The sequence below is a fragment of the Aliiroseovarius sp. genome (assembly GCF_965228805.1).
GTDB lineage: Bacteria > Pseudomonadota > Alphaproteobacteria > Rhodobacterales > Rhodobacteraceae > JASBTN01.
Genome location: NZ_CBDDIE010000003.1, coordinates 3,918,334 through 3,939,991 on the forward strand (window position 1 = coordinate 3,918,334; position 21,658 = coordinate 3,939,991).

The 21,658-nt window shown below is 63.8% G+C and carries 23 protein-coding genes; 15 read left to right on the forward strand and 8 right to left on the reverse strand.

Annotated elements, in window-relative coordinates; translation table 11 throughout:
• The first annotated feature begins 62 nt into the window (after positions 1–62).
• From ACO07D_RS20355 to ACO07D_RS20420, 14 genes are all read left to right on the forward strand, one after another.
• Positions 63–1,706 (forward strand): CTP synthase, encoded by a 1,644-nt coding sequence (locus tag ACO07D_RS20355; protein ID WP_421704753.1) that lies wholly within the window; start codon positions 63–65, stop codon positions 1,704–1,706.
• Positions 1,703–2,368 carry a hypothetical protein gene (locus ACO07D_RS20360; RefSeq protein WP_421704754.1) on the forward strand — a complete coding sequence of 222 codons (666 nt, stop codon included), beginning with the start codon at positions 1,703–1,705 and terminating at the stop codon, positions 2,366–2,368. Before ACO07D_RS20355 ends, ACO07D_RS20360 begins: the two co-directional genes overlap by 4 nt.
• Before the next feature lie 66 nt (positions 2,369–2,434).
• Positions 2,435–2,869, forward strand: a complete 435-nt coding sequence (locus ACO07D_RS20365; protein ID WP_421704755.1) for a TerB family tellurite resistance protein — start codon at positions 2,435–2,437, stop codon at positions 2,867–2,869.
• 55 nt (positions 2,870–2,924) lie between these two features.
• Positions 2,925–3,569, forward strand: a complete 645-nt coding sequence (locus ACO07D_RS20370; protein ID WP_421704756.1) for a hypothetical protein — start codon at positions 2,925–2,927, stop codon at positions 3,567–3,569.
• Between the two features lie 62 nt (positions 3,570–3,631).
• Positions 3,632–3,925 (forward strand): DUF1330 domain-containing protein, encoded by a 294-nt coding sequence (locus ACO07D_RS20375; RefSeq protein ID WP_421704757.1) that lies wholly within the window; start codon positions 3,632–3,634, stop codon positions 3,923–3,925.
• A 42-nt stretch (positions 3,926–3,967) separates the two neighbouring features.
• On the forward strand, positions 3,968–4,408 hold the full coding sequence (locus ACO07D_RS20380; RefSeq protein WP_421704758.1) for a TerB family tellurite resistance protein: 441 nt from the start codon (positions 3,968–3,970) through the stop codon (positions 4,406–4,408).
• On the forward strand, positions 4,405–5,154 hold the full coding sequence (locus ACO07D_RS20385; protein WP_421704759.1) for a phosphate/phosphite/phosphonate ABC transporter substrate-binding protein: 750 nt from the start codon (positions 4,405–4,407) through the stop codon (positions 5,152–5,154). Before ACO07D_RS20380 ends, ACO07D_RS20385 begins: the two co-directional genes overlap by 4 nt.
• A gap of 113 nt (positions 5,155–5,267) precedes the next feature.
• Positions 5,268–6,062, forward strand: coding sequence for an ABC transporter ATP-binding protein (locus ACO07D_RS20390; RefSeq protein ID WP_421704760.1), 795 nt, complete (start codon positions 5,268–5,270; stop codon positions 6,060–6,062).
• A 25-nt stretch (positions 6,063–6,087) separates the two neighbouring features.
• A complete protein-coding gene (locus tag ACO07D_RS20395) occupies positions 6,088–6,804 on the forward strand; it encodes a transporter substrate-binding domain-containing protein (protein WP_421704761.1) in 717 nt (238 codons plus the stop codon).
• A gap of 70 nt (positions 6,805–6,874) precedes the next feature.
• Positions 6,875–7,744 (forward strand): ABC transporter permease, encoded by an 870-nt coding sequence (locus ACO07D_RS20400; RefSeq protein WP_421704762.1) that lies wholly within the window; start codon positions 6,875–6,877, stop codon positions 7,742–7,744.
• Positions 7,741–8,580, forward strand: a complete 840-nt coding sequence (locus ACO07D_RS20405; protein WP_421704763.1) for an ABC transporter permease — start codon at positions 7,741–7,743, stop codon at positions 8,578–8,580. The genes ACO07D_RS20400 and ACO07D_RS20405 overlap by 4 nt, the downstream gene beginning before the upstream one ends.
• A 273-nt stretch (positions 8,581–8,853) precedes the next feature.
• Positions 8,854–9,534, forward strand: coding sequence for a type 1 glutamine amidotransferase (locus tag ACO07D_RS20410; protein WP_421704764.1), 681 nt, complete (start codon positions 8,854–8,856; stop codon positions 9,532–9,534).
• Complete coding sequence (locus ACO07D_RS20415; RefSeq protein ID WP_421704765.1) at positions 9,534–10,892, forward strand: glutamine synthetase family protein; 1,359 nt, start codon at positions 9,534–9,536, stop codon at positions 10,890–10,892. The genes ACO07D_RS20410 and ACO07D_RS20415 overlap by 1 nt, the downstream gene beginning before the upstream one ends.
• A gap of 252 nt (positions 10,893–11,144) precedes the next feature.
• Entirely contained in the window at positions 11,145–12,362 is a 1,218-nt protein-coding gene (locus tag ACO07D_RS20420; RefSeq protein ID WP_421704766.1) for a DegT/DnrJ/EryC1/StrS family aminotransferase, read from the forward strand.
• 54 nt (positions 12,363–12,416) lie between these two features.
• On the opposite strand, the gene ACO07D_RS20425 is transcribed toward ACO07D_RS20420, so the two are convergent.
• From ACO07D_RS20425 to ACO07D_RS20440, 4 genes are all read right to left on the reverse strand, one after another.
• Positions 12,417–13,370, reverse strand: coding sequence for a LysR family transcriptional regulator (locus ACO07D_RS20425; protein WP_421704767.1), 954 nt, complete (start codon positions 13,368–13,370; stop codon positions 12,417–12,419).
• A gap of 202 nt (positions 13,371–13,572) precedes the next feature.
• Positions 13,573–14,142, reverse strand: a complete 570-nt coding sequence (gene phaR, locus ACO07D_RS20430) for a polyhydroxyalkanoate synthesis repressor PhaR (RefSeq protein WP_421704768.1) — start codon at positions 14,140–14,142, stop codon at positions 13,573–13,575.
• Positions 14,143–14,374: 232 nt separating this feature from the next.
• On the reverse strand, positions 14,375–14,818 hold the full coding sequence (locus ACO07D_RS20435) for a Phasin (RefSeq protein ID WP_421704769.1): 444 nt from the start codon (positions 14,816–14,818) through the stop codon (positions 14,375–14,377).
• A gap of 145 nt (positions 14,819–14,963) precedes the next feature.
• Positions 14,964–16,763, reverse strand: coding sequence for a PHA/PHB synthase family protein (locus ACO07D_RS20440; protein ID WP_421704770.1), 1,800 nt, complete (start codon positions 16,761–16,763; stop codon positions 14,964–14,966).
• A gap of 106 nt (positions 16,764–16,869) precedes the next feature.
• Here ACO07D_RS20440 and phaZ point away from each other — a divergent pair, with 106 nt between their 5' ends.
• Entirely contained in the window at positions 16,870–18,153 is a 1,284-nt protein-coding gene (gene phaZ, locus ACO07D_RS20445) for a polyhydroxyalkanoate depolymerase (protein WP_421704771.1), read from the forward strand.
• 247 nt (positions 18,154–18,400) lie between these two features.
• Here the strand turns inward: phaZ and ACO07D_RS20450 are convergent, their stop codons facing one another.
• From ACO07D_RS20450 to ACO07D_RS20465, 4 genes are all read right to left on the reverse strand, one after another.
• Positions 18,401–19,108 carry an alpha/beta fold hydrolase gene (locus tag ACO07D_RS20450; protein WP_421704772.1) on the reverse strand — a complete coding sequence of 236 codons (708 nt, stop codon included), beginning with the start codon at positions 19,106–19,108 and terminating at the stop codon, positions 18,401–18,403.
• 70 nt (positions 19,109–19,178) lie between these two features.
• Positions 19,179–20,153: an alpha/beta hydrolase gene (locus tag ACO07D_RS20455; RefSeq protein WP_421704773.1), complete on the reverse strand. Its 975-nt coding sequence runs from the start codon at positions 20,151–20,153 to the stop codon at positions 19,179–19,181.
• The gene (locus ACO07D_RS20460) at positions 20,153–20,899 is read right to left on the reverse strand and encodes an alpha/beta fold hydrolase (protein WP_421704774.1); all 747 of its coding nucleotides are present in this window, start codon (positions 20,897–20,899) and stop codon (positions 20,153–20,155) included. Before ACO07D_RS20460 ends, ACO07D_RS20455 begins: the two co-directional genes overlap by 1 nt.
• 244 nt (positions 20,900–21,143) lie before the next feature.
• Positions 21,144–21,617 (reverse strand): Lrp/AsnC family transcriptional regulator, encoded by a 474-nt coding sequence (locus tag ACO07D_RS20465; RefSeq protein WP_421704775.1) that lies wholly within the window; start codon positions 21,615–21,617, stop codon positions 21,144–21,146.
• Positions 21,618–21,658 lie beyond the last annotated feature (41 nt).

The following is a 21,658-nucleotide window of genomic DNA, read 5'->3' on the forward strand; positions in this document are numbered from 1 at the left end:
GTCCGATCCGGGGTCTTTCGACCCGCTACAGGCACGCTAAGAACACGGGGGCAGCCAACCTTATGGCACGTTACATCTTCATCACCGGTGGTGTTGTTTCTTCGCTCGGCAAGGGTCTGACCTCCGCCGCGCTCGGGGCGCTCTTGCAGGCGCGCGGCTTTTCGGTCCGCCTGCGCAAGCTGGACCCCTACCTGAACGTCGACCCCGGCACGATGAGCCCGTTCGAACATGGCGAGGTCTTCGTCACCGACGATGGCGCCGAGACCGACCTGGACCTGGGTCACTACGAGCGTTTCACCGGCGTCGCCGCGCGCAACACCGACTCGGTCAGCTCGGGCCGCATCTACACCACGGTGCTGGAGAAGGAACGCCGCGGCGATTACCTGGGCAAGACGATCCAGGTCATCCCCCACGTTACCAATGAGATCAAGGACTTCATCGCCATCGGTGACGACGAGGTCGATTTCATGCTGTGTGAGATCGGCGGCACGGTCGGCGATATCGAGGCCCTGCCTTTCTTCGAAGCCATTCGCCAGTTCAGCCAGGAACGCCCGCGCGGTCAATGCATCTTCATGCACCTGACCCTGCTGCCCTACCTGGCCGCCTCGGGCGAGCTGAAGACCAAGCCGACCCAGCACTCGGTGAAGGAACTGCGCTCGATCGGCATCGCGCCGGACGTGCTGGTCTGCCGGTCCGAGCACCCGATCCCGGACAAGGAACGCGGCAAGATCGCGCTGTTCTGCAACGTGCGCCAGGACAGCGTCATCCCGGCCTATGACCTGAAATCGATCTACGAAGCACCGATGGCCTATCACAACGTGGGTCTCGATCAGGCCGTACTGGACGCGTTCCAGATCAGCCCGGCGCCGAAGCCCGACCTCAGCCGCTGGGTCGACGTCGAAGACCGCATCCACAACGCCGAGGGCGAGGTGCGCGTCGCCGTGGTCGGCAAATACACGCAGCTGGAAGACGCCTACAAGTCGATCAAGGAAGCCCTGGTGCACGGCGGCATGGCCAACCGTGTGAAGGTCAAGCTGGAGTGGGTCGACAGCGAACAGTTCGACGACAAGGACGCCGCGCCCTATCTGGAGGGCTTCCACGCCATCCTGGTGCCCGGCGGTTTCGGCGAACGCGGCACCGAAGGCAAGATCAAGGCGGCCGAGTTCGCCCGCACCCGCAAGATCCCCTACCTGGGCATCTGTCTGGGCATGCAGATGGCGGTGATCGAAGCCGCCCGCAACGTGGCCGGGATCGAGGCCGCGGGCTCCGAGGAATTCGACCACGAGGCCGGTGCCAAACGCTTTGAACCGGTGGTCTACCACCTCAAGGAATGGGTGCAGGGCAACTACACCGTCAAGCGCAAGGTCGGCGACGACAAGGGCGGCACCATGCGTCTGGGCGCCTATAACGCAACCCTGGCCGAAGGCTCGAACGTGGCCCGCGTCTATGGCGGCACCGCGATCGAGGAACGCCACCGCCACCGTTACGAGGTGGACGTGAAATACCGCGAGCAGCTGGAGGCCTGCGGGCTTGAGTTCTCGGGCATGTCGCCCGACGGCCGCCTGCCCGAGATCGTCGAATGGAAGGACCACCCCTGGTTCATCGGCGTGCAGTTCCACCCGGAGCTGAAGTCGAAACCCTTCTTGCCCCACCCGCTCTTCGCCGATTTCGTGCGCGCCGCGAAGGATGTGGAGCGCCTGGTGTGATGCGTGCCGCCGCGCTTGTCCTCTGGGCGGGTGCGGCCTCGGCCGACGGGGTGCAGCGCGCGGACTATGCCACACTGGACGCCACCCTGTCCGGCCGCTTCAACTTCGAAATGTTCGAACCCCGGCCCGAGCCGGGGTTTTCCATTGATGGGCTGCTGTCCGACGATCACATCCGTTTGGGCGAGGCCTTCGCCGGGCAACGCGTCGGCGGCACCCTGTTCGACCAGATCGAAGGTGACCCTACCCCCTATCCGACCGCCCTGCCCGGCACCCCGGGGCGCAACCTGGCCATCGCCTATCACGCAGGCTTCGGATCGGTCGCGCTGTTTCCCCTCGGTCCCAAGGGCCACCCGGCGATTGAGGCCCTGGGCGAAGGCAGCCTGGCCATAGGGTTTCGCCGCCCTGTTACCGCCTTCGGCCTGCGCATCCACGCCGATTATGCCGACCCTCTGGGCAGCCGCCCCGCTCCCGGCGAGCTGCGGCTGCGCTTCTATGGCGCGGAGGGCACCGAGATCGGGCAGCATCGCGTTCAATTGGATCACGGCATCACCGAACTCGGATTTACTGCCCCGGGTATCGCAGGCGTCTTGATCACCAACACCGACCCGGGCGGGATCGCGGTAGACGATATCATCTACTCGATCCCGGGCCTGTCCAGTTGACCACTGCCCAAGGCTTGCGCCCTGCCCGCCCGCTCTCTAACCTCCCCGAAAACGAACGAGGGTGCGATGATTGCCGAGTTTTTCAAGAAGCTGATGGGCCAGCCCGCCGAACAGCCTCTGCCGGAGCTGGACGCCAAGCTGGGGGTGATCGTGCTCCTCGTGCGGCTGGCCAAGGCGGATCAGCATTATGCGGTCGAGGAAATCCAGTTGATCGACCGGCTGATCGCTGGGCACCTGGAGCTGAACCCGGTCGAGGCCGCCAAGCTGCGCGCCACTTCGGAAAAACTCGAAGCCTCCGCCCCGGATACGCCCACGCTCAGCGCCATGGTCCAAGGCGAAGTTGCCGAACCCGACCGCCACGCCGTTCTGGATGCGCTGTGGCAGGTAGGGTTGGCCGACCGCGCCCTGAAGCCCGAGGAAGAAAGCTTCCTCACCGAGGTGGCCCGCGCCTTGGGGCTGGATCCCGCCGAGGGCGCCGCGCGGCACGGAACCGCCAACTGATCTGCCCAACGCAGCCGTGATTTGGGCCGGGCGCGCTTCTGCGTTACCCTTCCCCATGCGTTTTCTGATCGCCCTTGCTCTGACAAGCTTTCCCGCCGCCGCCTGCGACGCGCCGGTCTGCCTGGTGGATCGCGACCAGATCTACCTGCCCGAAATCGTGACTTTCGACGACCTGCCGTCTGGCTACGGGCTGGGCAGCCGGATCGACACGGTGCTGGACCAGCCCGGCGCCCGGTTTGGCGAACATTTCCACGGCCAGACCCGCGGCGCACACGGCGATCACGACCTGATCAGCGGCACCGCCCGCGCGCCCCTGACGGTGAAAGGCGGTGGCGAGGGCGAGACCCTGGGCGTCATGCGCCTGCTTGGGTCGAACATCCTGCTGGGCCACGGCCCACGCAAATTCCCCGCCTCCGAAGCGGTGGGTGAAGGCGCCATCGCGGTGCTCTTCACCCGCGACCAGGCCGCGCTGGGGTTCGATCTGCGCGGCGGCGAGGCCGGGCTGGCCGAGGTCAGCTTCCTTGCCCGCGACGGTCGCGTGATCCACCGCCTCACCCTGGGCCCCATCGGCGAGGACCAGTTCACCTTCGCGCGTCAGGCCATGCAGACCGACATCGCCGGCATCCTGATCCAGAACACCGACGCCCAAGGCATCGCCATAGACAACCTGGTCTTTGGGCTGGCCAGCCCGACCAGCTGACTTCCCTCTTGCCATTCCACCCCGCCCCGGTCAGCATCCGCCGGACAGACAAGGAGCCCCCAATGCCCAAAGGATACTGGATCGGTCGCGTCGATGTGCACGACCTGGAGGAATACAAGAAATACATCGTCGCCAATGCGGTCGCCTTCGAGAAGTTCGGCGCGCGGTTCCTGATCCGGGGCGGTGACTTCGAGGTCCGCGAGGGCCAGGCGCGCTCGCGCAACGTGGTGATCGAGTTCCCCTCCTACCAGGCCGCCAAGGACTGCTACGACAGCCCGGAATACCAAGCCGCCAAGGCCTTTCGCGTGCCGGTGTCCGAGGGCGACGTGCTGATCATCGAAGGCTATGAGGGTTGAGCGCCGCTTGGCCTCGCTCCTGAACGGACCTATATCGAAGACATGTTCCAACAGCTTCTGAACCGCCTGATGGGCGACACGCCCGAACCGCTCCCCGACCATGACGCCCGCCTGGCGCTGACCGCCCTTCTGGTGCGGCTGGCGCGCTCGGACGGGGATTACGCCCGTGTTGAGGTGGCCCAGATCGAACGTATCATCGCCACCCGCTACGGGCTGGACGGCGATGCGGTGACCGAACTGCGCCATGACGCCGAACTATTCGAGGAAAGCGCGCCGGACACGGTGCGTTTCACCCGCGCGATCAAGGACGCGGTGCCATATGAGGAACGCGCCGCCGTCGTGCAAGCCGCCTGGTCGGTGGTCCTGGCCGATGGCACCCGCGCGGATGAGGAAGACAGCCTCATGCGCATGGTGGCGAACCTGCTGGGCGTGAACGACCGCGATTCGGCGTTGGCGCGGCAGCGGGCGCAGAAAAACACATGACGGAGCGCATGATCGCCGCCCTTCCCATGTATGACCGGGCCGAGACCGCCGGGGCCAATGATCGACTCTGGGTCGCGATCCGGGCCGAGCTGGGGCACGGGCCCGAACAGCTCACTCGCGACCGCGATCTGTGGCAGGTGTGGACCGACCCGGGGCTGGTTCTGGCCCAGACCTGCGGGTTGCCCTTCCGCGCACAGCTCGCCAACAAGGTCACCCTGGTCGGCACGCCGGACTACGGCCTGCCGGGCTGCGCACCCGGCTATTACCACTCGACGATCCTGGCGCGCGCGGACGATCCGCGCGATCTGGCCGCCCTGGCGGCGGGCACCATGGCCGTGAACGAAGGGCTGTCGCAATCCGGCTGGGCCGCGCCCCTGGCACATCTGGCTGCACAGCGGCTCGCGCCCGCTGGCTGCATTCAAACCGGTGCGCACCGGGCCTCAGCGCAGGCGGTGGCCGAGGGGCGCGCCGACTTTGCCTCGCTCGACAGCGTGACCTGGGCGCTGATCCAACGTCACGACCCTTGGGCCGAGGCGCTGCGGGTGGTGACCACCACCGCCCCGACACCGGGCCTGCCACTGGTCGCCGCGACCGGGGCGGACGCCCAACGTCTGCGCGCCGCGGTTGAGGCAGCCATCCAGGCACTCTCGCCAGAAGATCGCGATGCGTTGCACCTGCGCGGCGTGGTTCATATCCCCGCCGCCGACTACCTTGCGCAACCGATCCCGGCCTTGCCGACCTTTTGACGGTTTCAGACCCCAAAGCGTCCGAATTCCCCTGCGTAAACCGTGATTTCGCCGTTGCATTCGCGACGAAATTGCGCCCTACTCTTCGCCTGAAACAACAGCTGGCTTGCCCCTTGAAAGATACCGCTCAGACCCCGGACCAATCCCCCGTCATCGAGATCCGTGACCTGCACAAAAGCTATGGCGAGCTTGAAGTGCTCAAGGGCGTCGATCTGGTCGCCCCGCGTGGCCACGTGATCTCGCTCATCGGCTCGTCGGGCTCGGGCAAATCCACGCTGCTTCGCTGCGCGAATTTGCTGGAGGAAAGCCAGCAGGGCGAGATCCTGTTCGAAGGCGAACCGATCGAATGGCGCGGCCAGGGGCTGAACCGCCACCCGGCTGATCGCAAACAGGTCACGCGCATCCGCACCAACCTGTCGATGGTGTTCCAGCAGTTCAACCTGTGGGCCCATATGACCATCCTGCAAAACGTGATGGAGGCCCCGGTCACTGTCATGAAGCGGGACAGGGCCGAGGTCGAGGAAAAGGCCCGGTTCTACCTGGACAAGGTCGGCATCGGCGACAAATGCGACATGTGGCCCGCGCAACTGTCCGGCGGCCAGCAACAGCGCGCCGCCATTGCCCGCGCGCTCTGCATGGAACCGCGCGCACTTCTGTTCGACGAACCCACCTCGGCGCTGGACCCCGAGTTGGAACAGGAGGTGGTCAAGGTCATCAAGGATCTGGCCGCCGAAGGGCGCACGATGATCATCGTTACCCACGACATGCGCATGGCCGGCGACGTCGCCGACCATGTGGTTTTCCTCCACCAGGGGAAGATCGAAGAAGAAGGGCCGCCGCAAGAGCTCTTCGGCAATCCGAAGACGGAGCGTCTGCAGCAGTTCCTATCTGCAACCGTACCGTCCTGAACCATAACCAAAACGGGAGAACACTATGAAAAAACTCATTCTTTCCACCGCCGCCCTGGCGCTGACGGCGGGCTTTGCCCTGGCCGACGGCCATTCCGTGCGCCTGGGCACCGAGGGCGCCTATGCCCCGTGGAACTTCCTGAACGACGCGGGCGAAGTCGACGGGTTCGAGCGCGAGCTGGGCGACGAGCTGTGCAAACGCGCCGAGCTGGAATGCACCTGGGTCACCAACGAGTGGGATTCGATCATCCCGAACCTGGTCTCGGGCAACTACGACGCGATCATCGCCGGCATGTCGATCACCGCTGAACGTGACGAGGTCATCGACTTCACGCAGGCCTACACCCCGCCGGATCCCTCGGCCTACCTGGCGATGTCGGCTGACGTGGACCTGGCCAGCGGCGTGGTCGCGGCGCAGACCGCCACCATCCAGGCCGGTTTCGTGGCCGAACAGGGCTGGACCCTGGTCGAATACGCCACCCCGGAAGAAACCCTGGCGGCCGTGAAAAACGGTGAAGCCGATGCGGTTCTGGCCGACAAGAGCTTCCTGGACACCCATGTTGGTGTTGACGGCCTGGTCATGCTCGAGCGCAGCGAAGCCATCGGCGGTGGCGTCGGCATGGGCATTCGCGAAAGCGACGCCGATCTGCGCGGCAAGTTCGATGCGGCAATCCAGTCCATGAAGGACGACGGTACGCTGAACACGCTGATCGCCAAGTGGGAAGTCTCTTCCCAGTGGTAAGCTGACCCTCTGACACCCGACGCGCGCGCAGGGCCTTCACGCCCGCGCGCGCGTCAATCCATGGAAATCCATGTTCGAATTCTGCGCCAATCCCGACACGCTGGGCACCGTCCAGTGGTTTGCCTGCTACTTCACCACGGGCAAGCTGTTCAATTTCTATGGGGCCTTCGGCACGGTGCTGGTGCTGCTTTTGATCACCGCCCCCACCGCGCTGGCCTTCGGGTTTCTGGGCGCCATGTCCGCCCGCAGCCACATCGCTCCGCTAAGCTGGCTGGGAAAGGCCTATATCGCCATCGTGCGCGGCGTGCCGGACATTGCCTTCTTCATGTTCTTCGTGATCGCGCTGGACCAGGGGTTCGAGTACCTGCGCCACCAGGCCCTTTGTCCGGATTGGGATCAACCGATCCGCCAGGGCAATGATTTCATCGTCTGTCAGGCGGCCAAACTGCCCCTGTCGACTTCGCCACAGTGGATCCACGAGGTCTATGGCTTCCTGCTGGCGGTGCTGACCTTCTCGATCGTCTTCGGCGCCTTTGCCGCAAATGTGCTGTTCGGAGCCATGCGCGCCGTGCCACGCGGCCAGATGGAAACCGCTGAGGCCTATGGCATGTCCCACCGCCAAGCCTTCTGGCGCGTTCTGGTGCCGCAGATGTGGATGTATGCCATGCCCGGGCTCGGCAATCTGTGGATGATCCTGATCAAGGCCACGCCGCTTCTGTTCCTTTTGGGGGTCGAGGACATCGTCTATTGGGCGCGTGAGCTGGGAAGCTCGGTGAACCCGCGCTTCTCGGACTATCCGCATGGCGACTGGCGCATGGGTTTCTTCTTCTTCCTCCTGGTCTTCTACCTCTGCTTTACCCGCGTGTCCGAGATCTTCTTCGACCGGCTCTCGCGCCGTCTGGCCCACGGTCAGGCGATCGCCACGGGAGGCGCATCATGAGCTGCTGGCAGACGATCCAGGACTACGCCCTGCGCTCGGTCTCGGGCGATTACAACCTGCTGGGATGGGAGTTCACCATCCACGCCGAGCGGCTACTGCCAAAGACCGATTTCACCCTGTGTCAGCAGTTCACGCTGATCGGCTCCGGCATGATCTGGAATGTCTACTTCGGCGTGCTGGCGCTGCTGGTGGGCTTCTTCATCGCCTCCGCCGTGGCGGTCGGCAAGAGCGCCCGGTCCGCCTGGCTGCGCAAACCGTCCGAATGGTTCATCTTCGTCTTTCGCGGCTCGCCGCTGTTCATCCAGTTCTTCTTTGCCTATGCGGTGTTTTTGAAGCTCAAACAGGCGGGCTACATGCCCTGGCTGACCTCTGCTCAAGCCGGCGCGCTGGTCGTTCTGGTCCTGAACACCGCCGCCTATTCCGGCGAGATCTTCTTCGGCGCGCTGAAATCCGTGCCCAAGGGTGACATCGAGGCGGCACAGGCCTATGGCATCACCGGATGGAGCCGCTTTCGCCGCATCACCTGGCCCACCATGCTGCGCCTGGCCTGGCCTGCCTACACGAACGAGGCAATCTTTCTGTTTCACGCCACCACGCTGGTGTTCTTCTCGGGCTTCCCGACCTGGCGCCAACAGGGCGACGCGCTCTATTACGCGAGCTATTTCGCCGACAAGACCTTCAACCCCTTCGTGCCCTATCCGATCCTGGCGGGGTATTTCATCCTCCTGACGCTGTGCGTGATCGGGTTGTACGGGTTGATCAACAAGCGCCTGAATCGGCACCTGCCGGTCGAAAGGAAGCGCAAGCTGCGCATTCGCCCGAACCTGATCCGGTAGGAAGGCAGGGGGTTCGCCCCCTTGGACAGGCGCTGACGCATGCCTCCGGCGGGGATACTTTCTTTTGGCAAGATAAAGAGCAGGGACAAACCCTTGATCCGAAACGCCCCTTCCCCGGTCCGGCGGGGTGGGGTGGCACCCGGGCGCGACACATCGAAACGCTGCAAAGGGTGGGAGCCGGACCGGGGGATATGCAAATTTTTGCCTCCCCCCTTGCCCGATGAAAGCGGCTCGGCTAGGGTCGCCATGAAATTTGATCAAATTTGGTGACTCATGAGGATCGGCATCCTTCAAACCGGCCATGCCCCGGACGAAACCCGTGCAACGATGGGCAACTACGACCAGATGTTCCGGCAATTGCTGGACGGACACGGTTTTGCCTTCGACACCTATGCGGTGCTCGACGGCCAGTTTCCCGACGGCCCCGACGCCGCCGAGGGCTGGCTCATCACCGGTTCCAAACACGGGGTCTACGAGGATCACGCCTGGATCCCCCCGCTTGAGGACCTGATCCGCGCCATCCATGCCAAGGGCCAGCCGTTGGTGGGCATCTGCTTCGGCCACCAGATCATCGCCCAGGCCCTTGGCGGCAAGGTCGAGAAGTTCCCGGGCGGCTGGGCCGTTGGCCGCACCGAGTACGACTTCGGCGACGAGACCCTGGCACTGAACGCCTGGCATCAGGACCAGGTCGTGGCCCTGCCCGAGGGCGCCCAGGTCATCGCCTCCAACGGCTTCTGCGCCAACGCTGCCCTGATCATCGGCGACAGCACCATGACCATCCAGCCCCACCCGGAATTCGAAAGCCCCTTCGTCGAGGCGCTGATCAATCACCGCGGCAAAGGCGTGGTGCCGCAGCCGACCCTGGATGCGGCCGCCGCAAAGTTGGATCAACCGATCGACAATGGCGCCTATGCCGCCCGCATGGCCGCGTTTCTGAAAAAGAGGGGCAAATAATGTCGGACTGGCTGAAAAACACTCCCGAAGCGGCACAGACCTATCTGGATGGCAAGCGCCTGGACGAGGTGGAGTGCATCATCTCGGACCTGCCCGGCATTGCGCGCGGCAAGGCCGTGCCTGCAGGCAAGTTCGACCGGCAGGACTATTTCCACCTGCCCGACTCGATCTTCTACCAGACCATTACCGGCGGCTGGGGTGAAGCGGCTGGCGAGGAAGGCTTCATCGAACGCGACATGATCCTGAAACCGGACATGGCCACGACCTCTGCCGCCCCCTGGACCGCCGACTGGACCCTGCAGGTGATCCATGACGCCTATGACCGCAACGGCGACGTGATCGAGTATTCGCCGCGCAACGTGTTGAAGCGGGTGGTGCAGATGTATCGCGACAAGGGCTGGGAGCCCGTCGTTGCGCCCGAGATGGAGTTTTATCTGACTGCACGCAACCTGGACCCGGCCGAGAAGATCAAGCCGATGATGGGCCGGTCGGGCCGCCCCGCCGCCGCGCGCCAGGCCTATTCGATGACCGCCGTGGACGAATTCGGCCCCGTCATTGACGACATCTATGACTTCGCCGAGGCCCAGGGGTTCGAGATCGACGGCATTACCCAGGAGGGCGGCGCAGGCCAGTTGGAGATCAACCTGATCCACGGCGATCCGGTCAAGCTGGCCGACGAGGTCTTCTACTTCAAACGCCTCATTCGCGAGGCAGCCCTGCGCCACGACTGTTTCGCCACGTTCATGGCCAAACCGATCGCTGAAGAGCCCGGCTCAGCCATGCACATCCACCACTCGATTCTCGACATCAAAACCGGCGAGAACATCTTTGCAGGCCCCCAGGGCGGCGATACAGACGCCTTCTTCCACTTCATCGCCGGGCTGCAAACCCACCTGCCCAGCGTCGTCGCGGTGCTGGCGCCCTATGTGAACAGCTACCGCCGCTACGTGCGCGACAACGCCGCCCCCATCAACCTGGAATGGGGCCGCGACAACCGCACCACGGGCATCCGCGTGCCGCTGGCCAGCCCCAAGGCGCGGCGGGTCGAAAACCGCATCGCCGGGATGGATTGCAACCCCTACCTGGGCATCGCGGCCTCATTGGCCGCAGGTTACCTCGGCCTGATCCAGGAGGAACGCCCGCGTGCCCAATACAAGGGCGACGCTTATGAGGGCGAGGAAGACATCCCGCGCGACCTCTCCCGCGCGCTGGACATCTTCGACGAGGCGAAAGCCATGCACGAGGTGCTGGGCCCGGAATTCGCCCGCGTCTATTCGATCGTGAAACGCACCGAATACGAAGAGTTCCTGCAGGTGATCAGCCCCTGGGAACGCGAGCACCTGCTTTTGAACGTCTGAACCCTACGGATCGGTACAGTGCCCCCCACAGACCCCGCCGAACTCGGCGGGGTTTTGCTTGTACCCCACCCAAGCCCCTGCTTTGTAACGATTTTGCAACAGGCTCCGCGCGGCGACGCGGCGTCGCAGTAGCAAAAAACGCTCGCTTTCTCCTACATATTCGCATACAGAATTTCCGAAAGAGAGTTTCGGATAACCCGAAAATACCGATTCTCACCCCGAATGTGGCCACAGAGCAGACAGGACAGTGACATGACCCTTGCGCCGAACGTCTACGACGCCGAACCCATCCCCGAAGCCGCCCGTGCCGAGATCGACCGCCTTCTGCAGTCCGGTGATCTGTTCCGCTACACCGCGCCCGAGGATGCGCCGGTCGCCCTGCTGGAGGCCGAGTTCGCCGAGCTGATGGGCGCGAAATACGCCCTCGCCGTGGCCAGCTGCTCCGCCGCGCTGTTCCTGTCGCTGAAAGCGCTGAACCTGCCGCGCGACACCAAGGTGCTGATCCCCGCCTTTACCTTCGCCGCCGTTCCTTCGTCGGTCGTGCACGCGGAATGCCAGCCGGTGCTGGTCGACGTGAAGGACAACTACCGCGTCGACATGGCGGATTTCGCCGCCAAGCTGACCGGGGATGTGGGTGCGGTGATCATCTCGCACATGCGCGGACACACCTCGGACATGGATGCGATCATGGCGCTCTGCGACGCCGCCGATATCCCGGTGATCGAGGACGCAGCCCATTCGCTGGGCACGCTCTGGCATGGCAAGAAAATTGGCACCATCGGCAAGATCGGCTGTTTTTCCTTCCAGAGCTACAAGATGCTGAACGCCGGTGAGGGCGGCATCCTGATCACCGACGACACCGAGCTGGTTGCCCGCGCCGTGATCATGTCCGGCGCGTATGAGCACAATTGGAAGAAACACAAGACCCCGCATGGCGAGAATAGCAGCGACCTGGCAGATGCCTTCGCCCGCTGGCAGAACCAGCTGCCGCTCTACAACACCCGCCTGTCGAATCTGTCCGCCGCCGTGATCCGTCCGCAGATCCCCGAGCTGGAACGCCGTGTGACAGACGGGCTGAAGAACCACGATTACGTCGCCGAGCTTCTGAACGCCTCGCCCTGGATCGACGTGCCCGCGCCGCTTTCGCCCGAGACCCGTGCGCCGGATTCGATCCAGTTCAACCTGGTCGGTTTTTCGGATGAAGACACCGTCGCCTTCCAGGACGCCGCCAAGGCACGCGGCGTGTCGGTGCAGGTCTTCGGCATGAGCCAGGACAATGCGCGCGCCTTCTGGAACTGGCAGTTCATCGGCGATCAGGGCCCCCTGCCCCAGACCCGCGAAATGCTGATGCGCGCCTGCGACACCCGCCTGCCGGTGCGCCTGAAAAAGCCGGAACTGGACTTCATCGCCGAGGCCCTGGTGGCCGCCGCCGAAGACGTGAAGGGCGAAGGTCTGGCCTACGGCACCTGAGCCCGCAATACTCTGGACAACCAACGCCGGTCCCCCAACGGGTCCGGCGTTTTTTTACAACAGCCGCAGCGCGCCGGTCAGCCAGGGCAGCCGCGCCAGGGACGGCTCGACAATCAGCTCGGACAAGAGCGGTTTCAGCCGCCCGGCCACCTCGGCAGGCAGCTCGCCCAGCACCTCGCGCCGCGCAGTCAGGGATATCCGGCGCGTGAGCGGCGCGATCGGCAGCGGCATCAGCTCCACCGCCTCATGGAACCTTTGCGCGCGCAGAAAGCCCAGCGGCGTCAGGATGGTCCACCCTGCGCCCGCCGCCACCATCGCCATGATCGCATGATAGCTGTCCAGCTCGAACCGGTGATCCAGCCGCAGGTTCAGCTGCGCCAGGTGCCCGGCGATCTGCCGCCCCATGTGATGGCGCGAGGTGTATTGGATCAGTGGCAGCACACGCAGCTCCTCCAAGCTGCCGCCATGCCCCTTTGGGACGGCGGCGACAAAGGGCTCCTCCAGCAGCGGATGTACCTCCATCCAATCACCCGCCACGCCCAGATCGGCGCAGACCACCACGTCCAGCGCCCTGGCTTCCAACTGGTCGAACAGCCGATGCGAGGCGCCGGTCTCCAGCAGGAACCGCGTGGCGGCCAGCTCGCCCGCCATCTCGGTCAGAAGCGCGGGGGTCACATCGGCATCGAAATCCTCGATCACACCCAGCCGGAACCGCGTGAGCGCCGCCAGGTCCTGCGCCGCCAGTTCCGCGCGCGCCTGTTCGGCCTCGTTCAGGATCGTCTGCGCGCGTTTGCGAAACAGCCCGCCCGCGGGCGTCAGCACCAGCGGCCGGGCCGAGCGATCCACCAGACTCGCGCCCACTGCCGCTTCCAGATTGGTCAGTTGCTGCGACACCGCAGAGGCGCTCGCCCCCAGCCGCCGCGCCGCAGCGGAAATCGAGCGTTCGTCGGCCACCGCGACGAAGACCTCGATCCCCCACAGGGTAATGCGACCTGCCGTTTCAACCATCGCCGGACCCCGCTCCCCTGCCTTTCATCGTTCCTCAAATATCCCCGCCGGAGGCAGGGCGTTTGCCTGCAAACGCCGCGACAGCGGCTCCCCCGGGGAGCCGCGAGAGCAAAAAATGGAGCGCAGCGACGCCGCGCGCAGCGCGGCCCCCGCCCCGACAGCCAAGGAGGGCGCGTCAGCGCCTCACGGGCTGGCGGAACCCTCAGCTCAGGCCAGAGAGTTTCGCCTGCAACTCCGCCAGCTGCTTCTTGATCTCGTCCAGATCCTCGGCCTTTTCCTCGTCCTGCGCCGGGGCAGAGCTGCCCCCCGCAGAACCACCCGTACCGGGCCAGGCACCCATCATCGCCTTCATGAAGGCCTCCTGCTGGGCCTGCATCGCTTCGAAACCAGGCATTTTAGCCATCGGGTTGGGCATGCCGCCCATGGTCATGCCTTCCATCATCTTGGACTGGCCTTCGCGCAGCATTTCGAAACTGGCGGCCAGGAATTGCGGCACGACACTCTGCGCCTGGGTGGTATAGCTGCGCACCAGGTCGGTCAGCACATCCACCGGCAGCACGTTCTCGCCGCGGCTTTCATGTTCGGCGATGATCTGCAACAGGTATTGCCGCGTCAGGTCGTCGCCCGACTTCAGGTCGATGATCTGCACCTCACGCCCATCGCGGATGAAACCGGCAATGTCATCCAGGGTCACGTAATCCGAGGTCTCGGTGTTATAGAGCCGCCTGCTGGCATAGCGTTTGATCAGCAGCGGTTGGTCATCTTTGCTCATTGCGCCCTCCCCAAGGCAACTGCATCCGTCTGTCGCGGTGCAGCGAAAGCCTACGCCAGTGCAGAAAGAGAAAGCAAGCGCTGCGCAGAAATATTCGCATACGCAGCCGTATGGAAAACAAAAGGGCGGATCCTTGCGGATCCGCCCCTGTCAGGGAGGAAGCGATCAGGCCATCATGGAGGAGGAGGCCGGTGATCGCTGTCCTGGGTCGGGGCGCGCGGCCCCGCCTCGATTACTTCGAGGTGGCCTTCTTGGCGGCCTTCGAGACTTCCTCGGTGGCCTTCTTGACGGCAGCCTGGGCTTCTTCGCCCATGTCCTTGCCAGCGGCCAGCATCAGTTCGACGGTCTCGGCCTGAACTTTCTTGGCAACTTCAGCGAAGGCGGCCATGTTTTCGGCGGCCAGCTCGGCCTGGGCCGAAGCGAAGTCGGTCATCGACTTGGTGTAGTCGGCGGCGTCTTCCTTGGCGGCAGCCACGTCACCCATCTTGGCGAGGGTTTCCTTGGTCCACTTGGTCGAGATCTCGGCCGATTTGTCAGCGGCTTCCAGGGTCACCTTGGCCAGCTTTTCGCCCAGGGCAGCCTGGTTCTTGAAAGCATCCTGGATGGCGGACATGTCCACGGGGAACGCGCCCATCATTTCCTGCATCATTTTCGAGTAGTCTTGGGTCTTCGACATTGGTCTTCTCCAGTGCGTCGGACCTGTCGGCCCGGTTATGTTCGTGCGTTTGGTTCTGCAACTGCGAGAAAGATGTATGCTGCAGCGCAGAAAATCAAGCCTTTTCTGCGCTGCAGCATGTGAAGTTTTTACGAATTCAAGAAAATCAACGGTTTGGCCGCGCCTTCACATAGGTGCCCGGTGCCGGGGCGAGAGGTGCCGCACCCGAATCACCCGGAACGCGAGCTGGCACCATCTTGCCCGACTTGGCCGCCAGCCATTCGCCCCAACGCGGCCACCAGGACCCTTCGTGGAAGGTCGCACCTGCCTGCCAATCCTCAGGGCTATCGAGCCAATCGGCGTTGGTATAATGGCCGTATTTCTTCTTCGACGGCGGGTTCACGATGCCGGCGATATGGCCGCTTTGCGACAGGATGAAGGTCTTGTTCTTCGATCCCATCTGACGCACCCCGTTATAGGAAGCTTTCCAGGCGGCGATATGGTCGGTCTCGCAGGCCACGGCGCAAAGCGGCACGTCGACATCCGACAGGGCCAGGCTTTCACCCATCAGCGGAAAATCCCCCTTGGCGAACCGGTCGTGCTGACACAGGCCGCGCAGGTATTCCACCGTCATGCGCCCGGGCAGGTTGGTGCCGTCGCCGTTCCAGTAGAGCAGATCAAAGGCCGGCGGGGTCTGGCCCAGCATGTAGCTCTTGATCGCCGGACCGTAGATCAGGTCGTTCGAGCGCAGATACGAGAAGGTGCGTGACATGAAGAACTTGTCCAACATGCCCTTCTGGGTCACCTCGGCCTCGATCCCGTCCAGGAAATCATCATCCAGGAAGACGCCCACTTCGCCCGGGTCCGAGAAGTCGGTCATGGTGGTAAAGAAGGTGGCAGAGCTCACCGACTTGTCGCCACGCTTTTTCATCAAAGACAAGGTCAGCGACAGGGTGGTCCCGGCGATGCAGTAGCCGACCGTGTTGACCTTCTTCTGCTTGGTGATCTTCTTCACCTGGTCAATGGCAGCCAGATAGCCCTCTTCGACATAAGTATCCATGCCTACGTCGGCATAGGACGGGTCGGGGTTCACCCAGCTGACCACGAAGAGCGTGAAGCCCTGATCGACGATCCACTTGATCAGGCTGTTCTTCTCCTTCAGGTCCATGATGTAGAACTTGTTGATCCAGGGCGGGAAGATGATCAGTGGGGTGGCATGCACCTCTTCGGTGGTGGGCGTGTATTGGATCAGCTCCAGCATGCGGTTGCGGAACACGACCTCGCCGGGGGTGGTGGCAATGTTCTGGCCCACTTCAAAGGCGTCCTCATCGGCCAGGCGCACCAGCAACTCACCGTCATTGGCCTCCAGGTCGCGCACCAGGTTCTCAAGCCCGTCGACCAGGCTCTGCCCTTCTGTCTCGATCGCCTTTTCCAGCGCGTCGGGGTTGGTGGCCAGGAAGTTGGTCGGTGCCAGCATGTCGACGATCTGCTTACCGAAATAGTCCAAGCGTTTCTTGTCGGTGGGATCCAACCCCTCCAATGCATCGATGGCCCCTTCGATCGCCTCGGCGCCGAACAGGTACTGCTGTTTCATGAAGTTGTAGAACGGATGGGTTTCCCACAGCGGATTGGCAAAGCGCGGGTCTTTCGGAGTTTCGTCCTCGGGGGCATGGACACCGGCCAGGGCGTGCTGGGCATCGACCGCATGTTTCAGCGTCTTGCCCCACCACTGGATCTGATGTTCCAGCATCTTGCCCGGGTTGTTCATCATCTCGGACATGTAGGCGGTCATTGCCTTCATGTAGAGCTCCTGCCCCGGCCCCTGCAGGCTCTGGCGCACGCCCTTGCGGTCAGCCATTGCGCGGCTAAGTCGCGTTGACAACTCTTCGATCCGGGCGAGATTGGCGCTCAACCTGTCCGTGTCCACACCCGTGACATCTCCCGGCGATTTTTGATCAGTTGTCATATTCAAATTTCCGCTCTAGTCTTGCTGCACTTGCAGCATCTTACATTCATGCCTTGCAATTTAAGGCATAACGGAGCCGCAAGCCAAAAAGCAAAGGGTAAATTGAATGCGCTACATGGCCACCTACGACCTGATGGAGACCATTCGCAACACGAATCAATGGCTCGGTGCGACCGCATCGGCCATGGGTTCCTACCCTGCGACCTCGATGTTCCCGGGCCCGTTCTTCCAGATGATGGCCGCCTGGGGCGAGGTGACCGAACGCTCGTTCCACCGCATGGTCTGCAAACCGGACTGGGGCATCGACAGCATCCCCGGCGCAGACGGGCGCGACCATATCGTCACCGTGCACAAGCTGGTGGAACGCCCCTTCGGCGACCTGATCCATTTCCCCGTGAACGACCGCGGCCCGATGGAGCGCCGCGTCTTTCTGGTCGCCCCGATGTCGGGCCATTACGCGACCCTGCTGCGCTCGACCGTGAAAAGCCTGCTGCCCGATTGCGATGTCTACGTGACCGATTGGCATAACGCGCGTGATATTCCCGTGTCCGAAGGCAAGTTCGATGTCGAAGACTACACGCTCTATCTTGTCGATTTCATGAAACACCTGGGGCCGGACATCAACGTGATCGCCGTGTGCCAGCCTGCGCCGCTGACGCTCGCCGCCACCGCTTATCTGGCCGAGATCGACCCCGAGGCGCAGCCGCAGACGCTGACCCTGATCGGCGGCCCGATCAACCCGGATGCCGCCGCCACCGACGTGACCGATTTCGGCGCCCGCGTGACCATGGGCCAGCTTGAGGAAATGGCCATCCAGCGCGTCGGCTTCAAATACAAGGGCGCGGGACGCATGGTCTATCCGGGCCTGTTGCAGCTGGCAGGCTTCATGTCGATGAACGCGGAAAACCACTCCAAGGCCTTTGCCGACCAGATGATGCGCGTGGCCAAGGGCGAAGCCTCGGACCACGACAAGCACAACAAGTTCTATGACGAATACCTGGCCGTCATGGACATGACCGCCGAGTTTTACCTGTCGACGGTGGAACGCGTGTTCAAGAACCTCGAGATCGCCAAGAACGAGTTCACCGTGAACGGCCACAAGGTCGATATCGGCAAGATCACCGATGTAGCCGTGAAAACCGTCGAGGGCGAGGCCGATGACATTACCGCGCCGGGCCAATGCGTCGCCGCGCTGGAGCTCTGCACCGGTCTGCCTGACGACAAGAAGGCCAGCCACCGCGAGCCGGGCGCGGGTCACTACGGCATCTTCGCCGGCAAGTCCTGGCGCCGCAACATCCGCCCGCTGGTGCTGGAGTTCATCGACGCCAACAAGGGCCGCCACGCCGCCCAGGCTGCGAAGAAGAGGAAGGCCAAGCTGAAGGCGGTCTGAGCCGGATCGGAGTTTTCGGAAAAGGCGTCCTGCGGGGCGCCTTTTTTTGTTTCCAAACATAGGCGAAGCCGGGTGGCGCCCAACCCTGGGTGGGCGCTTGGAAACGAGGATTTAAAGCACCCTGACTGCCACAGATGACACGGCCATTCTGGTTGAGACGTTGCAAAAGCGCCCTCCCGTGGGGAGGGTCGGGCGCCGCCCGGCTTCGCCGTGCGAGATAGGCTACACCACTGGCGCGCGTAGCCCCTCACCGCAGCGTCAGCGGTTCCTTCATCCAGGCCCTCAGCGCGGTCGTAACCTGCTCCGGCGCCTCCAAGGTCGGCATATGCCCCGCCGCCGCCAGCACCTCCAGCCGCGCCACCGGGATCAGCTCGGCCATGAACTCATGCCGTTTCACCGGCGTCATCTTGTCATGCGCCCCGCACAGGATCAGCGTCGGCACTTTGGTCTGGCGCAACACTTTCTGCGCATCCGGCCGCCGTTGCAGGGCACGGGACTGGCGGATGAAACAGTCGGCGCCAAAGCCGTAGGCCATGTCGATCACGGTTTGCAGGATGGCATTGCGCGCGGGGGTGGGCGCGAAATTGTCAGCGGGCAGCGATCCCGCCATCGCCTCGTCCAACCGCCCGGCCTGCGCCTTGACGATATGCGGCTCGCGCCAGGCGGCCTGTTCCGGCGTTTCGGCCAGCGGCGTGGTCGAGATCAGCGCAATCCGGCTCACCCGCTCCGGCGCCCGGCGCAGCACCTCCATCGCGACGATCCCGCCCATGGAATGCCCCGCCAGCGCAAAGCGCGCAGGCGCCTGGTCCAGCACCATCTGCGCCATGTCGCGAATTGTCTCGCCTGCCGAAATTGCCGCGACCTGCACCCCGAAATCACGGGACAAGTCATTGATCTGAGGTGCGAAAACCCGCGCGTCGCACATCATTCCGGGGACCAGTACAAGCGGTTCCATCAGCCCTGCCTCGTGTTGTTTTGCCCCAGATAGCCGCGCTTTCACGCCGCTCGCAAGCCCCAATCCGCGCTTACAGCTTCCACGCCCATTCCACGATCAGGCGTCCCAGCGGCACGGTCATGGCCGGGCTCATGATCTCACCCGCGATGACGTGGTTGTCCGGGTCCATACCCTCCTGCGGGGCAACGGTTTCGACACGCACCGGCCCGCCCCAGCGCGCCGCCACGCGGGCCACCTCGGCCCCGTCGATCACCTGATCGTCGGGAGAATAGACGAACAAGGCGGGCGTCGCGACCCCGCCATACTCCGCCTCGCGCGCCGCCTTGACCATTGCCGCCATCGGCAAAAGCGCCACGGTCGGGTAGCTTTCGGTCCAGAACTGCGCATGGCCTGCGTTCTTGGGGGTGAATGAGCGTATTTCCCCCGCCAGACGCGGCAGGTAATCGCGCGCCAGCGGCAGGGTCAAGAGCCGCGCTGCCGGATCCTTGATGCGGAAGTTCGGCGACAGGAAGACAATGCCTTTCAACCGCGCCGAGACCTCGTCATCCAAAGCCCCCAGCGCGGCCAATGTGCCCCCGGTCGAGGTCGCGATGACGATCACCTCATCCCCAATCGCCCGCCCGATCTCCATCGCTTCCGCCAGATCAACGATCCAGTCGTTCACCACCGGCCCGGCCAGCGCTGCGCCCGTGCGCCCATGTCCTGCGAGGCGGGGAAAATAAAGGTTCGCGCTCAAGGCTGCAGCCACTTGGTCGGGCAGCGGGCGGATCTCTTCGGAACTGGCGGAAAAGCCGTGCAGATAGACCACCGAAACCTGCGACCGTTCCCCCGGCTCGCCAGCCCAGATGATACGCTTTTCAGTCCCTGGCACGATGTCGTCAAACACCGCCTCGCGATCCGCCAACCATTGGTCCAGATCCGCCCCCAGGGTAATGCGCGGCGCGGTCAGGTCGACCGGTTCACGCGGCCCGAAGGCATAGAGGGCCGCCCCCAGGGCGATCACCGTGATCAACAACCGCCCAAGGAACTTGCCCAACAGCCGCATCAGCCGCGCTCCAGCACTTTTTGCACGCTCTTCTCGATCAGGCGCAGGCAGGTTTCGTCACTGAACCGGTGATCCGCGTCCTTGACCAGGGTCAGGCGCATGTCCGGCCCCTCGGCGTGTTCCAACAGGCGGATCGCCTGGGAGGTCGGCACGGCGGTATCCTCGGTCCCCTGCAGGAAACGCACCGGGAAGTTCAGCACCAGCGGTGAACGCAGCACCAGCCGGTCGCGCCCATCCTCGATCAGGCGCTTGGTAATGATGTAATCCTCGTCATACTCGGACGGGATCGAGACATAGCCATCGCGCTCCAGCGCCGATTTCTGTTCATCGCTGAACCCTTGCCAATAGCCGTCCTCGGTGAAATCCGGCGCGGCGGCGATGGTGACCAGCCCCGCGATCCGGTTCGGGCGGGCGCGGCTCAGGAGCAGCGATTGCCAACCGCCCATCGAGCTGCCGACGGCGACGATCGGCCCGTCGATCACCTTCTCGACCAGCTCCAGCGTGTCCTCGTGCCAGTCGCCGATCGAGCCTTCGGCAAACGCGCCCGAGCTGATCCCGTGGCCCGAGTAATCGAACCGCACGAAGGCGCGCCCCTTTGCCTTGGCCCAGGCTTCCAGCGCGACGGCCTTGGTGCCCTCCATGTCCGACTTCAGGCCAGAGAGGAACAGGATGGTCGGCCCCTGGCCTTCGGTCTTGTGATAAGCGATGCGGCGGCCCTGGGCGGTGTCGAGGTATTGCGCTGACATGGTAATCCTTTCCTTTGGCGCGACCTTAGCGGCGGTTTTGGGGGAGGCAAAGGGGGCTGTGGGGGAAGATAGAGCGGCGCAGCCGCGACGCGCCCGACCCTGGGTGGGCGCATTCGCATCAGGGCGTTGTGGCATCCGATCACAGCCTTCGAAACGTCTGTGCATGTCGTGACGTCAGAAAAGCGCCCTCCCGTGGGGAGGGTCGGGCGCGTCGCGGCTGCGCCGCTCCAGGCGATACACTAACTTAGGGCACCATCGAGGTCTCGTTCTTGTAGCACCTCAGCGAAAACACCGACCGCGACTGACGCACGCCCCCGACCCGATAAAGCCGCTCCTTCAGGAACGCCTCATACCCCCGTGTACCCGACACCACCACCTTGGCGAAAATGTCGAAATCGCCGGTGGTCATGCGCACCTCCAGCACCTCGGGGAAGGTCGCCAGTTTCTCGCAGACCTTTTCGACCTCGAAGCCCTCGTTGCGCTCCATCGCGATCTCCAACAGCACGGTTTCCGGCACGCCGATCGCCTCGTGATCCAGCCGCGCGGTATAGCCGCGAATGACGCCGCATTCCTCCAGCTTGCGCACCCGCTGCCAGCATTGGCTGGGCGACAGGCCCACCCGCTCGGCCAGCTGGGCATTCGACTGCCGCCCGTCCTTCTGCAATTCGCGCAGAATGCGGCGGTCGGCATCGCTGAGGCTTTGCGCTCCATCAGGCATAACAAACGATCCTTTTGCTTTCACCCACTCAAGCAAATATT

Excerpts from the sequence above, each read along its gene's own strand:
- ACO07D_RS20440 (WP_421704770.1), bottom strand. The coding sequence starts at position 16,763 with ATGACAACTGATCAAAAATCGCCGGGAGATGTCACGGGTGTGGACACG.
- ACO07D_RS20375 (WP_421704757.1), top strand. The coding sequence starts at position 3,632 with ATGCCCAAAGGATACTGGATCGGTCGCGTCGATGTGCACGACCTGGAG.
- ACO07D_RS20455 (WP_421704773.1), bottom strand. The coding sequence starts at position 20,153 with ATGCGGCTGTTGGGCAAGTTCCTTGGGCGGTTGTTGATCACGGTGATC.
- ACO07D_RS20385 (WP_421704759.1), top strand. The coding sequence starts at position 4,405 with ATGACGGAGCGCATGATCGCCGCCCTTCCCATGTATGACCGGGCCGAG.
- phaR (WP_421704768.1), bottom strand. The coding sequence starts at position 14,142 with ATGAGCAAAGATGACCAACCGCTGCTGATCAAACGCTATGCCAGCAGG.
- ACO07D_RS20460 (WP_421704774.1), bottom strand. The coding sequence starts at position 20,899 with ATGTCAGCGCAATACCTCGACACCGCCCAGGGCCGCCGCATCGCTTAT.
- ACO07D_RS20410 (WP_421704764.1), top strand. The coding sequence starts at position 8,854 with ATGAGGATCGGCATCCTTCAAACCGGCCATGCCCCGGACGAAACCCGT.
- ACO07D_RS20420 (WP_421704766.1), top strand. The coding sequence starts at position 11,145 with ATGACCCTTGCGCCGAACGTCTACGACGCCGAACCCATCCCCGAAGCC.
- ACO07D_RS20435 (WP_421704769.1), bottom strand. The coding sequence starts at position 14,818 with ATGTCGAAGACCCAAGACTACTCGAAAATGATGCAGGAAATGATGGGC.
- ACO07D_RS20355 (WP_421704753.1), top strand. The coding sequence starts at position 63 with ATGGCACGTTACATCTTCATCACCGGTGGTGTTGTTTCTTCGCTCGGC.
- ACO07D_RS20465 (WP_421704775.1), bottom strand. The coding sequence starts at position 21,617 with ATGCCTGATGGAGCGCAAAGCCTCAGCGATGCCGACCGCCGCATTCTG.
- ACO07D_RS20450 (WP_421704772.1), bottom strand. The coding sequence starts at position 19,108 with ATGGAACCGCTTGTACTGGTCCCCGGAATGATGTGCGACGCGCGGGTT.
- ACO07D_RS20400 (WP_421704762.1), top strand. The coding sequence starts at position 6,875 with ATGTTCGAATTCTGCGCCAATCCCGACACGCTGGGCACCGTCCAGTGG.
- ACO07D_RS20415 (WP_421704765.1), top strand. The coding sequence starts at position 9,534 with ATGTCGGACTGGCTGAAAAACACTCCCGAAGCGGCACAGACCTATCTG.
- ACO07D_RS20365 (WP_421704755.1), top strand. The coding sequence starts at position 2,435 with ATGATTGCCGAGTTTTTCAAGAAGCTGATGGGCCAGCCCGCCGAACAG.
- ACO07D_RS20395 (WP_421704761.1), top strand. The coding sequence starts at position 6,088 with ATGAAAAAACTCATTCTTTCCACCGCCGCCCTGGCGCTGACGGCGGGC.
- ACO07D_RS20425 (WP_421704767.1), bottom strand. The coding sequence starts at position 13,370 with ATGGTTGAAACGGCAGGTCGCATTACCCTGTGGGGGATCGAGGTCTTC.
- ACO07D_RS20405 (WP_421704763.1), top strand. The coding sequence starts at position 7,741 with ATGAGCTGCTGGCAGACGATCCAGGACTACGCCCTGCGCTCGGTCTCG.
- phaZ (WP_421704771.1), top strand. The coding sequence starts at position 16,870 with ATGCGCTACATGGCCACCTACGACCTGATGGAGACCATTCGCAACACG.
- ACO07D_RS20380 (WP_421704758.1), top strand. The coding sequence starts at position 3,968 with ATGTTCCAACAGCTTCTGAACCGCCTGATGGGCGACACGCCCGAACCG.
- ACO07D_RS20370 (WP_421704756.1), top strand. The coding sequence starts at position 2,925 with ATGCGTTTTCTGATCGCCCTTGCTCTGACAAGCTTTCCCGCCGCCGCC.